This window comes from Burkholderia sp. PAMC 26561, assembly GCF_001557535.2.
GTDB lineage: Bacteria > Pseudomonadota > Gammaproteobacteria > Burkholderiales > Burkholderiaceae > Caballeronia.
In genome coordinates, this window is sequence record NZ_CP014315.1 from 374,191 (window position 1) to 386,891 (window position 12,701).

13 protein-coding genes are annotated in these 12,701 nt (G+C 60.1%); 12 read left to right on the top strand and 1 reads right to left on the bottom strand.

The window, feature by feature from the left end; translation table 11 throughout:
- Window positions 1–4: 4 nt before the first annotated feature.
- The 11 genes from frc to AXG89_RS36425 all read left to right on the top strand — a co-directional run bounded on the left by frc (window position 5) and on the right by AXG89_RS36425 (window position 10,993).
- Window positions 5–1,252, top strand: a complete 1,248-nt coding sequence (frc, locus tag AXG89_RS36375; protein WP_062001245.1) for a formyl-CoA transferase — start codon at window positions 5–7, stop codon at window positions 1,250–1,252.
- Window positions 1,253–1,340: 88 nt separating this feature from the next.
- The gene (locus AXG89_RS36380; RefSeq protein ID WP_075358788.1) at window positions 1,341–2,120 is read left to right on the top strand and encodes a fumarylacetoacetate hydrolase family protein; all 780 of its coding nucleotides are present in this window, start codon (window positions 1,341–1,343) and stop codon (window positions 2,118–2,120) included.
- A 1-nt stretch (window position 2,121) separates the two neighbouring features.
- Window positions 2,122–3,669: a Re/Si-specific NAD(P)(+) transhydrogenase subunit alpha gene (locus tag AXG89_RS36385; protein ID WP_075358789.1), complete on the top strand. Its 1,548-nt coding sequence runs from the start codon at window positions 2,122–2,124 to the stop codon at window positions 3,667–3,669.
- An 11-nt stretch (window positions 3,670–3,680) separates the two neighbouring features.
- On the top strand, window positions 3,681–5,075 hold the full coding sequence (gene pntB, locus AXG89_RS36390) for a Re/Si-specific NAD(P)(+) transhydrogenase subunit beta (protein ID WP_075358790.1): 1,395 nt from the start codon (window positions 3,681–3,683) through the stop codon (window positions 5,073–5,075).
- 400 nt (window positions 5,076–5,475) lie between these two features.
- Window positions 5,476–6,483 (top strand): 2-dehydropantoate 2-reductase, encoded by a 1,008-nt coding sequence (locus AXG89_RS36395; RefSeq protein ID WP_062001241.1) that lies wholly within the window; start codon window positions 5,476–5,478, stop codon window positions 6,481–6,483.
- A gap of 100 nt (window positions 6,484–6,583) precedes the next feature.
- On the top strand, window positions 6,584–6,937 hold the full coding sequence (locus AXG89_RS36400; protein ID WP_062001240.1) for a DUF1428 domain-containing protein: 354 nt from the start codon (window positions 6,584–6,586) through the stop codon (window positions 6,935–6,937).
- A 57-nt stretch (window positions 6,938–6,994) separates the two neighbouring features.
- Complete coding sequence (locus tag AXG89_RS36405) at window positions 6,995–7,759, top strand: AAA family ATPase (RefSeq protein ID WP_075358804.1); 765 nt, start codon at window positions 6,995–6,997, stop codon at window positions 7,757–7,759.
- Window positions 7,760–8,092: 333 nt separating this feature from the next.
- A complete protein-coding gene (locus AXG89_RS36410; RefSeq protein WP_075360058.1) occupies window positions 8,093–9,769 on the top strand; it encodes a methyl-accepting chemotaxis protein in 1,677 nt (558 codons plus the stop codon).
- Window positions 9,770–9,944: 175 nt separating this feature from the next.
- On the top strand, window positions 9,945–10,199 hold the full coding sequence (locus tag AXG89_RS36415) for a hypothetical protein (RefSeq protein WP_062001238.1): 255 nt from the start codon (window positions 9,945–9,947) through the stop codon (window positions 10,197–10,199).
- A gap of 15 nt (window positions 10,200–10,214) precedes the next feature.
- Window positions 10,215–10,394, top strand: coding sequence for a hypothetical protein (locus AXG89_RS36420; RefSeq protein ID WP_062001237.1), 180 nt, complete (start codon window positions 10,215–10,217; stop codon window positions 10,392–10,394).
- A 119-nt stretch (window positions 10,395–10,513) separates the two neighbouring features.
- Window positions 10,514–10,993, top strand: a complete 480-nt coding sequence (locus AXG89_RS36425) for a ferritin-like domain-containing protein (RefSeq protein ID WP_075360336.1) — start codon at window positions 10,514–10,516, stop codon at window positions 10,991–10,993.
- 28 nt (window positions 10,994–11,021) lie between these two features.
- Here the strand turns inward: AXG89_RS36425 and AXG89_RS36430 are convergent, their stop codons facing one another.
- Window positions 11,022–12,173: an epoxide hydrolase family protein gene (locus AXG89_RS36430; RefSeq protein ID WP_119024781.1), complete on the bottom strand. Its 1,152-nt coding sequence runs from the start codon at window positions 12,171–12,173 to the stop codon at window positions 11,022–11,024.
- A 113-nt stretch (window positions 12,174–12,286) separates the two neighbouring features.
- On the opposite strand from AXG89_RS36430, the gene AXG89_RS36435 reads away from it, so the two are divergent.
- Window positions 12,287–12,691 carry a GFA family protein gene (locus tag AXG89_RS36435; RefSeq protein ID WP_075360060.1) on the top strand — a complete coding sequence of 135 codons (405 nt, stop codon included), beginning with the start codon at window positions 12,287–12,289 and terminating at the stop codon, window positions 12,689–12,691.
- The last annotated feature ends 10 nt before the right edge of the window (window positions 12,692–12,701 follow it).

Here is a 12,701-nt window from a genome sequence, read left to right on the forward strand (position 1 = left end):
CAAAATGGGCAAGGCATTGGAGGGCGTGAAGATCCTCGACTTCACGCATGTGCAGTCGGGGCCGACCTGCACGCAGTTGCTGGCGTGGTTCGGCGCGGACGTGATCAAGGTGGAGCGGGCGGGTGTAGGCGATGTCACGCGTGACCAGCTCCGCGATATCCCCGAGGCGGACAGCCTGTACTTCACGATGCTGAACCACAACAAGCGATCGGTCACGATCGATACAAAGAATCCCGAAGGCAAGCAGGTTCTCGAAGAGCTGATCCAGGTCTGCGATGTGATGGTCGAGAATTTCGCTCCCGGCGCGCTGGACCGGATGGGCTTTACATGGGAACGCGTCCAGGAACTGAACCCGCGGATGATCGTGGCGTCGGTGAAAGGTTTTGGTCCCGGTCCGTATGAGGACTGCAAGGTCTACGAGAACGTGGCGCAATGCGTGGGCGGGGCCGCGTCGACGACAGGTTTCGACGATGGTCCGCCCGTTGTGACCGGTGCGCAAATTGGCGACTCGGGAACGGGCCTGCATCTCGCACTCGGCATTGTGACAGCGCTTTTTCAACGACACACAACGGGTCGCGGCCAGTACGTTCTCTCCGCGATGCAGGACAGCGTGCTCAATCTGTGCCGCGTGAAGCTGCGCGATCAGCAACGCCTGGAACGCACAGGCGTGATGAAGGAATATCCGCAGTATCCCAATGGCGAGTTCGGTGAAGCCGTGCCACGTGCAGGCAACGCATCCGGCGGTGGTCAGCCCGGCTGGATCCTGAAATGCAAGGGATGGGAAACGGACCCGAACGCGTACATCTATTTCATTACGCAAGCGCCCGTGTGGGCGAAAATCTGCAACGTGATCGGCAAGGAAGAATGGGCCACCGATCCGAACTACGCCACCGCCGCCGCGCGACTGCCGCATCTGAAGGACATCTTCGCCGAGATCGAACGCTGGACCATGACCAAGACCAAATTCCAGGCCATGGACATTCTGAACAAATACGACATTCCGTGCGGCCCGATCTTATCGATGAAAGAAATCGCGGAAGAGCCGTCGTTGCGCGAAACCGGAACCATTGTCGAAGTCGATCATCCAGTGCGCGGCAAATACCTGACCGTCGGGAATCCTATCAAGTTGTCGGATAGCCCCACCGAAGTCACGCGCTCGCCCTTGCTCGGTGAACACACCGACGAAGTGATGGCCGAACTCGGCTATCAGCCGGAACAGATTGCGCATTTGCGAGCGGTCGGCGCCATTTAAAACGCCGGCTTGCAATAAAAGATGATGCGACGCGGCTGAAATGCAGCCGGCGTCAGCGCACCCCATAAAAACTTGCAGGAGACAAACGATGAAAACGTGGATACGGTTTCGGAACGCGCATGGCCAGACGGGATTCGGCGTTCTGGAAAACCATCGCATCACGCAATACGACGGCGAGATGTTCGGGGTTTCGACTCCCGGCGCCAATTTGCTGAGCCTTGAAGACGTCACGCTGCTGAGCCCGTGCGTACCGACAAAAGTGGTCGCGCTCTGGAACAACTTTCACGCATTGTCGGAGAAACTGGGGAAGGCCGCGCCTTCCCATCCGCTGTTTCTCATCAAGCCGCCGACTTCCGTGATCGGCCACGGCGAACCCATCCGGCGACCGAAGGCTTACAGCGGCAAGATCGCATACGAAGGCGAACTGGCAATCGTGATCGGCAAGCGCTGCAGCAATGTGTCGGCGGAAGAAGCCGATGACCATATCTTCGGCTATAGCTGCATCAACGACGTCACCGCCGCCGAACTCCTCAACGAAGATCACAACTTCGCGCAATGGTGCAGATCGAAGGGCTTCGATACCTTCAGTTGCATCGGCCCCGCGATCCAGCGCGATTTCGACTGGCGCAATGCGCATGTCGTCACGCGTCTCGATGGCGTCGAGCGCCAGAACTATCCGCTCTCCGACATGATCTATTCGCCCGCGCAGCAAGTGAGCCTGATCTCGCAAGACATGACCCTCGAACCCGGCGATGTGATCGCGTGCGGCACGTCCATTGGCGTCGGATCGATCAAGGATGGCGCGACGGTGGAAGTGTCTATTGGCGGGATCGGGGTGTTGTCGAACGTTTTAGCGGGCGGAGCCTGACATGGCCATGACCATTGCTGTACCGCGCGAAATCCGCGCGGGCGAGCGCCGCGTTGCCGCGACACCCGAAACCGTCGGCCAGTTGTTGAAACTCGGCTTCGCGGTGAATGTGGAATCGCAGGCGGGCCTCGCCGCATCATTCGATGACGACGCCTACCGTGCAGCCGGCGCCCGGATTGTGAGCGACACGACCGCGTTGTGGTCCGGCGCCGACGTCGTGATCAAGGTGCGCGCGCCCGAACCACAGGAAGCGGCGCTGCTGAAAAAAGGCGCGACGCTGATCAGCTTCATCTGGCCGGCACAAAACGCCGCGTTGCTCGCGCAACTTGCAGCGGCCGGCACCAACATCATGGCCATGGACTCCGTACCGCGAATCTCGCGCGCGCAAAAGCTCGACGCGCTCAGCTCGATGGCGAACATGGCGGGTTACCGCGCGGTTATCGAAGCGGCGCAGCATTTCGGGCGCGTGTTCACCGGGCAGATCACTGCCGCAGGCAAGATGCCGCCGGCGAAAGTGCTGGTGATCGGCGCAGGCGTTGCGGGCCTGGCGGCGATCGGCGCCGCGCGCAGTCTGGGCGCGATCGTGCGTGCATTCGACACCCGCGCCGAGGTCGAGCAGCAAGTGGAAAGCATGGGTGCTGTGTTCCTCACGATCGATATCGAGGAAGACGGCGGCGGCGGTGGCGGGTACGCGAAACAGATGAGCGCGGAGTTCATCGCAGCCGAGATGGCGCTGTTCGCGGCACAGGCGAAGGAAGTGGACATCATCATCACGACCGCCCTGATTCCGGGCAAACCCGCGCCGAAGCTGATCACCGCGGAGATGGTCGGCATGATGCGCGCGGGCAGCGTGATCGTGGATATGGCGGCCGAGCAAGGCGGCAATTGCGAGCTCACGCAGCCGGGTGAAGTGGCGCAGATCCACGGTGTATCGATAGTCGGTTATACCGATCTCGCAAGCCGCATGGCCACGCAATCGAGCCAGCTTTACGGCACCAACATCCGTCATTTGCTGACCGATCTCACGCCGCAGAAGGATGGCATCGCGAAGATCAACATGGACGACGACGTGATGCGCGGCGCAACGGTCGTGCATGACGGCGTCGTGAGCTGGCCGCCGCCGCCGCCAAAAACGGCGGCCATCGCGCCGCATAAACCTGCGGCCGCCAAACTCGTTGCAAAGGATATCAAGGAAAAACCGCGCAGCGCCTTCATGTCGATCGTGATCCTGGCCGTTGCCGCAGTAGCCCTGCTTGCGCTCGGTGCGGTCGCGCCGCCTGCTTTCGTCGCGCATCTGACTGTGTTCGTGCTTGCGGTGTTCGTCGGTTACCAGGTGGTCTGGAACGTGACGCCCGCATTGCATACGCCGCTCATGAGCGTGACCAACGCCATCAGCGGGATCATCGTGATCGGCGCGTTGCTGCAACTCGGTACATCCGACACGCTCGTGACGGTGCTTGGCGGTATCGCGTTGCTGGTTGCCACGATCAACATTGCAGGCGGGTTCCTCGTGACCCATCGCATGTTGAAGATGTTTCAGCGCAATTAAGGAGAAAAAAAATGCTGAACGGAATTGGCAACATTGGGTATCTGGGCGCCGCCGTGCTTTTCATCTTGAGCTTGCGCGGGTTGAGTCATCCGAGCACCGCGCGCCGGGGCAACATCTATGGTGTAGTGGGCATGCTGATCGCGGTCGTTGCGACATTGCTGATCGCGCAAGGCGCAGGGCTTGCGGTCGTGCTGGCAGCGGCTGTGATCGGCGCGGCGATTGGGGCTGTGCTCGCGCGGCGTGTCGAGATGACGCAAATGCCGCAGCTCGTTGCGGTGCTGCACAGCTTCGTCGGACTTGCGGCGGTATTGATCGGCTTCACCAACTACCTCATGCCGATGGGCGATATCGCCGGCGCCGAGCTGACCATTCATCTCTGCGAGATCTACCTTGGGGTGTTCATCGGCACGATCACGTTCACGGGCTCCATTGTCGCGTTCCTGAAGCTGCAAGGCACGATCAGCGGCAAGCCGCTCGTCTTGCCCGCGCGGCATATGCTGAATCTCGCTGTGCTGGTCGCGTGCGTGGCGCTGGGTTACCGGTTCATGACGGCCAACGTGGTCGCCGACGGCATCACCGCGTTGCTCATCATGATCGTGCTTGCGGCAGCGCTCGGCGTGCATCTCGTGATGGCGATCGGCGGGGCGGACATGCCCGTGGTCGTGTCCATGCTCAACAGCTATTCCGGATGGGCAGCCGCTGCGACCGGCTTCATGCTGAGCAACGACTTGCTGATCACGACCGGCGCGCTGGTCGGTTCGAGCGGCGCAATCCTGAGCTACATCATGTGCCGCGCGATGAACCGCAGCTTTTTGTCGGTGATCCTGGGCGGCTTTGGCGCAGCAAGCGGAACGAGCACAGCGGACGTTGGCGGCGAAGTGATCGCAACGAGTATTGACGAAGTCTGCGCCATCCTGCGCGATGCATCCGAGGTCATCATCGTGCCGGGTTACGGCATGGCCGTGGCGCAGGCGCAGACCACGATCAGCGATATCACGCGCAAGCTCGAAGCACTCGGCGTGAGGGTTCGCTTCGGCATTCATCCGGTTGCGGGACGCCTGCCGGGACACATGAACGTGCTGCTCGCCGAAGCGAAAGTGCCGTATGACATCGTGCTTGAAATGGACGAGATCAACGAGGACTTTCACACGACGGACGTCGTGCTCGTGATCGGCGCGAACGACATTGTGAATCCGGGCGCACTCGAAGATCCGGGCAGCCCGATTGCCGGCATGCCGGTGCTCGAAGTGTGGAAGGCGCGCACGGTCGTGGTCTCCAAACGCGGCATGGCGACCGGTTACGCGGGCGTGGACAACCCGCTCTTCTACAAGGACAACACGCGCATGCTTTTCGGCGATGCCAAGACGAGTGTCGACGCATTGCTGCGTCAACTGTCCGCCGCCTGATCGAAAGACGGGAACGAATTGCAACGGTCAACTAAGGCAAGGGTTTAGCTAAGCGCTGCATTCCACTCACGCGCTTTGAACAGCGCGTTGACCACGCGCATCCAAAATTTATTAGGCATCCGGAATATATAAGGTTTACCTAATCCAAGGCATAAGAAACTTTCACTTTCGTTAATGGATGAACGTTGCCATCATGGCTTCAGCCTGAGGCATTCGAGTTCAGCAACATGGCACTTCATCAGGAATGCCGGCACGCGACGTGGAGACCGTCGCCGATCGCACGGCATGAACCAGAACCCGCGGCTTCGCAGGACGCGCCGAGATATTCGCATCGCCTGAAGCCGGATTGACGGTTCCATCTGGCCCGACAGAATTCGTTATTTAAAACAGGAAGAGTCCGATGAAAATCTGTGTATATGGCGCCGGCGCAATCGGCGCGTACCTGGGCGCGCAACTCGCTTCAGCCGGTGCGGACGTCAGCTTCGTTGCGCGCGGCCCGCATCTCGCGGCCATGCAATCGAAGGGCGTGCGCCTCCAGATCGATGGCGGCGAGCGCACCGTCAAGGTCCGGTGTTCATCCGATCCACGCGAACTCGGCGTGCAGGACTACGTCATCATCGCGTTGAAGGCGCATTCGGTGCCGGGCGTGGTCGCTGCAATGCAGCCATTGCTCGGTCCCGAGACCGCCATCGTGACCGCCGTCAACGGCATCCCTTACTGGTATTTCTACAAGCACGGCGGAGAGTTCGCCAACACGACGCTTGACAGCATCGACCCCGGCGGCAAGCAGTGGAAGCAACTCGGCCCTGAGCGCGCGATTGGCTGCGTGGTTTACCCGGCGGCTGAAATCACGGAACCGGGCGTGATACGCCACGTGTATGGCAAGAAGTTTCCCATTGGGGAACCGAGCGGCGAGCGCACGGAACGCGTTCAAAAGCTGCACGAGATCATGGTTGCAGCGGACCTGGATGCCCCCATTCGCGACAATATCCGCGATGAAATCTGGCTCAAGCTCTGGGGCAACCTCTGCTTCAATCCGATCAGCGCGCTGACCCATGCAACGCTCGACGTGATCACGAGCAACACGGCGACGCGCGATGTATCGAGAACCATGATGCTCGAAGCGAAATCCATCGCGGAACGGTTCGGGGTGCATTTCCGGGTGGATGTGGAAAAACGTATCGATGGCGCGGGCGCCGTCGGCGCGCACAAAACGTCCATGCTTCAGGACCTCGAAGCGCATCGTCCAATGGAAATCGATCCGTTGCTGACCGTCGTGCAGGAAATGGGGCGGCTGGTCGGGCAGGCAACGCCGACTATCGACACGGTGCTTGCGTTGATCAAGCTGCGCGAACAGATTGCGCAGCATGTCCCGGCGCCGGTGCCCGAACCTGCACCCGTAAGCTGAACCGATGTCGATTTCCGGCCGCGTCGTTCGTCGTTGAGCAAGGAGGCGCACAACGTCGTTGTGCGCGCTTCTTCTCGAACGACTGAACAGGAGATGCGTCATGACGTACATCGATGGGTTTCTCGCGGCCGTGCCCACGGCCAACCGTGAAGCGTTCCGGCAGCACGCGCAAATGGCTGCGGGCGTTTTCAGGGAGCACGGCGCGTTGAAGGTGGTCGAGTGCTGGGGCGACGACGTTCCCGAAGGCACGCTGACGTCGTTCACCATGGCTGTCAAACGCAAGGACGACGAGGCGGTTGTGTTCTCGTGGATTGTCTGGCCGTCACGCCAGGCTCGCGACGAAGGCATGAACGCGGTCATGGCGGATCCGCGACTTCAACCGGACAAAAATCCGCTGCCCTTCGACGGCAAACGCATGATCTACGGCGGTTTTGAAGTGATCGTGGAGGTGTGAACGACCGGCCCGCAGCGACGCGTTAAGATGGCGCTTCGTCAGCGCTACAACGAACGCATGATCTCCAGCCAGTACATCAGCCGTATTACATTGCAGCGGGAAAAAGTCGAATCTTTCGATGTCTATCCATTTGCGCTGCCTGCCGTCCGCTCGCTCGACACGCTCGAACTGCATCCGAAGGTGACGTTCTTTGTCGGTGAAAACGGGTCGGGGAAGTCGACGCTGCTCGAAGCCATCGCGGTGTCCATGGGCTTCAACGCGGAAGGCGGCACGAAAAATTTCCGCTTCGATACCCGCTCTTCCCATTCCACGCTCGATGAATATCTTCGTGTCGCCAAGGGCTTCAAGAAGCCGAAGGACGGTTTTTTCCTGCGTGCCGAAAGTTTTTTCAATGTCGCGACAGAGATCGAAAATCTCGATGCCGAAGGCGGCTTTGGACCGCCGGTCATCGGCTCTTATGGCGGCCAGTCGTTGCACGAACGCTCGCACGGCGAAGCGTTTCTCGCGTTGTTGATGAACCGCTTTGGGGGCAAAGGCCTTTATCTGCTTGACGAGCCGGAGTCCGCGCTTTCACCGCAACGCCAGCTCGCCGCGCTCGCGCGCATCCACGATCTGGCGAACGACGACTCGCAATTTGTCATTGCGACGCACTCGCCGATTCTCATGGCTTATCCGGATGCGTGGATTTATCAGTTCACGGCCGACGGCGTTGCACGCGTCGATTACGACGATACCGAACACGTCCAGGTCATGCGCGCTTTCATGGCGAATCCTGGGCGCATGATCCGCACGCTTCTCGATGATGAGACAGGAATTCGGTGATAGTTAGACAAATGCCGTTTCTAGTGTTCGTTGTAAGGAAACGCTAATCGGAACGCGATTGCAGATAAAGTTAGTTAATTTTGAATAAGTCACCTATATGAGTGTTTTTTACTCTACAAGTTCTGTCTACGAGAAAGAGTTAAGAATAGCTGTTTAGTTTTTGTACGAACCCCTAAACCGCTCGACGAATTTACGTATACAAATCAACGATCGTCCGCCGCACCGCACAAACTTACAAAACACAAACTCCACGCCAAATCTGAAAGGTCATTTCAGATTTGCCCCAGTTCTCCGTAATCGTGTGCATCGACACACCTCTCGGAGAGCATCAGCATGACCCTCAGCAACTTCAAAATCGGAACCCGGCTTGCCGCAGGTTTCGCCGCAATCCTGATCCTCTTGTGCGCCGTCGGCGGTTTGACGTTGTGGCAGACATCCCGTATCTACGACGGCACCCTTGAACTCGCTAACGACTGGCTGCCAAGCGTTCAGGCCGCCGGACGGATCCAGTCATACGCAAACACCATGCGCCGTACGAGCCTGCGCTATCTGCTCGCCGCGGACGCGAACGAAAGGCAAACCAACCGGGCCGAGCACGACGCCGCCGCGACAAAGGTTCAAGGGGCATTCGCCGGCTATGAAAAACTGATTTCTTCGCCGGAAGAAAGACAGCTCTTCGAGGACATCAAAAGCGGTTGGGGCCGTTACATCGCCGTCGACGCCAAGCTTTTCGAAGCCGCCGATAAAGGCGACGCAGGCATAGCCGAAGCGCGCGCCATCTCGAGCGGCGACGCGGGCAAGGAATTCACCGGAACGCTGAAACTCATAGAACAGGACATCGAGTTGAATCGTGCTGGCGCCGAGAGGGAAGTGGCGGGCGCGGCATCGACCTATCAATCGGCGATGGTCACGACAGGCGTCCTGATTGTCATCGCGTTGGTTGCGGGCGTGACGATCGGCGTACTGATCACGCGCTCGATCACGGCGCCGATCGGGCGTGCCGTGAAGGTTGCCGAAACAGTGGCGCGGGGTGACCTGACTGCGGTGATCGATGTGAGCGGCAAGGACGAAACAAGTCAGTTGCTTGCCGCGATGCGCCACATGAACGAGCGGCTCGTGGACGTGGTCGGCCGCGTGCGAAACAGCAGCGACAGCATTGCCACGGGTTCCGCGCAGATTGCAGCGGGCAACACCGACCTGAGCCAGCGCACGGAGGAACAGGCGGCGTCGCTGGAAGAAACGGCGGCAAGCATGGAGGAGCTCACCGCAACCGTGAAGCAGAACGCCGAAAACGCGCTGCAGGGCAATTCGCTTGCCGCAAATGCATCGGAGACCGCGGTGCGAGGCGGTGAAGTCGTAAACCGCGTCGTCCAGACGATGGGCGAAATCTCCAGCAGTTCCAAACAGGTCGCCGAGATCATCACGGTGATAGAAGGCATTGCGTTCCAGACGAACATTCTCGCGCTGAACGCCGCGGTCGAAGCGGCCCGGGCGGGCGAGCAAGGCCGCGGATTCGCGGTGGTCGCAGGCGAGGTACGGACGTTGGCTCAACGCAGCGCGTCGGCGGCGAAAGAGATCAAGGACCTGATCAGCGCCTCGGTTCAGCGCGTCAATGCAGGCACGCAACTCGTCGATGAAGCCGGTCGCACCATGTCCGAAGTCGTGCAGTCGGTCAAGCGCGTGACGGACCTGATGGGCGAGATCAGCGCGGCATCGGGCGAGCAGCATACGGGGATCGAACAGGTCAACCAAGCCGTCATGCAGATGGACGAAGTCACGCAGCAAAACGCTGCGCTCGTTGAAGAGGCATCGGCGGCGGCTCAGTCGATGGCCGCGCAATCCAATACGTTGCGCGAACTGGTATCGATTTTCACGATCGATGCGTCTGATGTGAGCGCCCATGCGTTCGCGCCGGCGCCAACGCTCGCAGTGAAAAAACCGGTGGTATCGGCAAAGATGACCAGACAGGCGCCGTCACTTGCAAAAGACGCAGCGTGGACGACGTTCTGACGCGTTAAACCTGGCGCGACGCGTGACGATCTGACCCACGCTCGCGCTGCGAATAATCGTTGAAAGCCTTACAGCACAAGGATCGAAAATCATTAGAAGAATAACTCGACCCTTGTGTGCGTAGCGGGCGTGATGTTTGCGGTAATAAGGGCACCTTATGCTCCTTAAAGTAAACATGCTCCGCTCTGCATACGCTTCTGTATCGATCCTCGTCATGCTGTCAGCCAGCGCCGCCTTCGCCGCAACCCGCGACGAGCAAACTGCGGCCTGCAAAGGCGACGCCATCCGCTTTTGCGCATCGGAGATTCCGAACGAGCAGAAAATCACGTCATGCATGAAGGCCAACTTCAATAAGCTGAGTCCACAGTGCAAGGCGATGTTCAAGCAACCCGCGTCCGACAAACGCAAGAAACCGGTCAAACCTGCATAAACCAAGGGGCAGCGCATGCTGATACAAACCTTTGAAACCGTGCTGACGTGGTTCGCAATGTGCGGCTTGCACGTATCGCTGTTGACGCCTGCCGAACTCGCACACGCGTTCGGTGCGCTGCTCGGCGTTTTCGTCGGAATTGCAGTGCCGCTGGGCGTTGCGCTGAGCGCGCACCGGCAAATCGAAAAGTTCTGATCAGCCGCCAAATGCTGCGGCGCGCCAAGCAACGCGCTTGATCTGCTTGCCGCTTGAGGCGCACCATGAAAAACGCTGCTCGTCCCGAGCGTTACCCGTGTGCGCACCTGGAGGCGAAGATGCCGGAAATCAATCAGCAACGCGTCGTCGAGATTCTCAACCAGATTCTCGAGTCAGAACTCGCTGGCGTGGTCCGTTACACCCACTACTCATTCCTCGTTTTCGGCTTCGGCCGCATCCCGATTGTCGCGTGGCTGCGTGAACAAGCCGACGAGTCACTGCTTCACGCGCAGCAGGCCGGCGAGTGGATCACGACGCTCGGCGCGTATCCATCGCTTGAAATAGGGCCGTTGCTGGATTCCCATACTTTCGACATAGGCTCGATCCTGCGCGAATCGCTCGAAAGCGAAAAGCTCGCGCTGGAGCATTACAGGACGCTGCTGCGCGAGGTCGAAGGCCGCTCCATAGCGCTCGAGGAATACGCGCGGCAGATGATCCACGTGGAGGAGCTGCACGCGGGCGAAGTCGACAAGATGCTGCGACGTCCCGGCGCGGTTTCCACGCTGCCCGATCCGGGTCCGGCGAAGGATCTGCTTTAACCGGTTTTAGATCCGGTCGTCGATCCGCTCAACGCAGCGGCCTGAAGAACGTCCGCAGTTCGTCCGCCAACTCGTGCGGCGTTTCCATTGCGGCGAAGTGGCCGCCTCGCGGCATGGTGGTCCACCGTTGCACGTTGTAGACACGCTCGATCCATGAGCGCGGCGGCAGTGGCAATTCGCGCGGATAAGCGGCAATGCCCGTTGGTGGCAGCACGCGTTGCCCGCTCGTGAAATGCACGGGCCGCCGCCGGCTTTCCAGATACATGCGAAACGACGAACCGATGGTGCCGGTGAACCAGTAGATCGAAATATTGGTAAGCAACGCATCGAGCGAAATCGCTTTTTCGAGGTCGCCGCCGTTGTCGCTCCAGCTGTAGAACTTTTCGGCGATCCACGCCGCCAGACCCGCCGGCGAATCGTTCAGGCCGAACGCAAGCGTCTGCGGTTTGGTGCCCTGAACATGTGCGTAACCGCCTTCGGCGTCGGCCCATGCTTTGGCTGTATCGAGAAATTGCGTCTCTTCCGGCGAGGGCGGAGCTTCGCCGCCGTCGAGCGGCGGCCGGTACGACCCCGGGATGTAATTCAGATGAAGCCCCGCGACGTTTTCCGGATTCTGAAACGCCAGCCATGTGGAGACAGCCGCGCCCCAGTCGCCGCCCTGCACGCCGTATCTTCCATAGCCGAGACCTTCCATGAGCGCCGCCCACACACGCGCGACTTCGGACGGTCCCGTGCCGGGCGTTGACGGTGCGGACGAAAACCCGTATCCGGGCAGCGACGGCACCACGACGTCGAACGCATCGCGCGGGTCGCCGCCGTGGCTGGCGGGATCGGCGAGCAAGGGAATGATCGCCTCCATTTCGATAAACGATCCCGGCCAGCCATGCGTCAGGATTAGTGGCAGGGGCGCCGGCCCCTTTCCACGCGCGTGCACGAAGTGGATGGTTCGATCGTCTATCCTGGTGGTGAATTGCGGCAGCGCGTTGAGCCGCGATTCCTGCGCGCGCCAGTCGAAGCCGTTCTGCCAGTAATCGACAAGACGTTTCAGGAATGCCTCGTCCGTGCCCTCGCGCCATCCCAGATCCACGACACACTGCGGCCAGCGTACACGGGACAACCGTTCGTGAAGGTCGTGCAGGGCGGTATCGGGGATCGCTATCTGGAAGGGCGTGACGTTCATGAATGGCACCGTAGGAGGTTTTTATTGTCAACGATCCTACTGCAGTTCCGGCAACGCCGTTCCGGGCATGCACGCCTGTACACTTTCGGTGCGCCATTTCCCGGGAGGATGCGATGCTGAAGACTTATACAGGCAGTTGCCATTGCGGCGCGGTTCGATTCGAAGCCGACATCGACCTGAGCCTCGGCACCAACAAATGCAACTGTTCGATCTGCACCAAGACGCGCAACTGGAACGCGATCATCAAACCCGACGCCTTTCGCCTGCTTTCCGGCGAGCAGGACACGACCGATTATCAGTTCGGTCACAAGGTCGGTCATCACCTGTTTTGCCGCTACTGCGGCGTGCGTTCATTCGCCCGTGGATATGTCGAGGAGATCGGCGGCCATTACGTGTCGGTGCAGTTGGCTTCACTCGATAACGCCGAGCCCACCGAGCTCATAGAGGCGCCGGTGCGTGTCGCCGACGGCCGTCACGACAACTGGGGCGAGCCGCCCGCCGAATCGCGGCATCTCTGAGCGCGGGCAC

Bases quoted from the DNA above. Each gene is read 5' to 3' on its own strand.
- frc (WP_062001245.1), top strand. From the start codon at position 5: ATGGGCAAGGCATTGGAGGGCGTGAAGATCCTCGACTTCACGCATGTG.
- AXG89_RS36380 (WP_075358788.1), top strand. From the start codon at position 1,341: ATGAAAACGTGGATACGGTTTCGGAACGCGCATGGCCAGACGGGATTC.
- AXG89_RS36385 (WP_075358789.1), top strand. From the start codon at position 2,122: ATGGCCATGACCATTGCTGTACCGCGCGAAATCCGCGCGGGCGAGCGC.
- pntB (WP_075358790.1), top strand. From the start codon at position 3,681: ATGCTGAACGGAATTGGCAACATTGGGTATCTGGGCGCCGCCGTGCTT.
- AXG89_RS36395 (WP_062001241.1), top strand. From the start codon at position 5,476: ATGAAAATCTGTGTATATGGCGCCGGCGCAATCGGCGCGTACCTGGGC.
- AXG89_RS36400 (WP_062001240.1), top strand. From the start codon at position 6,584: ATGACGTACATCGATGGGTTTCTCGCGGCCGTGCCCACGGCCAACCGT.
- AXG89_RS36405 (WP_075358804.1), top strand. From the start codon at position 6,995: ATGATCTCCAGCCAGTACATCAGCCGTATTACATTGCAGCGGGAAAAA.
- AXG89_RS36410 (WP_075360058.1), top strand. From the start codon at position 8,093: ATGACCCTCAGCAACTTCAAAATCGGAACCCGGCTTGCCGCAGGTTTC.
- AXG89_RS36415 (WP_062001238.1), top strand. From the start codon at position 9,945: ATGCTCCGCTCTGCATACGCTTCTGTATCGATCCTCGTCATGCTGTCA.
- AXG89_RS36420 (WP_062001237.1), top strand. From the start codon at position 10,215: ATGCTGATACAAACCTTTGAAACCGTGCTGACGTGGTTCGCAATGTGC.
- AXG89_RS36425 (WP_075360336.1), top strand. From the start codon at position 10,514: ATGCCGGAAATCAATCAGCAACGCGTCGTCGAGATTCTCAACCAGATT.
- AXG89_RS36430 (WP_119024781.1), bottom strand. From the start codon at position 12,173: ATGAACGTCACGCCCTTCCAGATAGCGATCCCCGATACCGCCCTGCAC.
- AXG89_RS36435 (WP_075360060.1), top strand. From the start codon at position 12,287: ATGCTGAAGACTTATACAGGCAGTTGCCATTGCGGCGCGGTTCGATTC.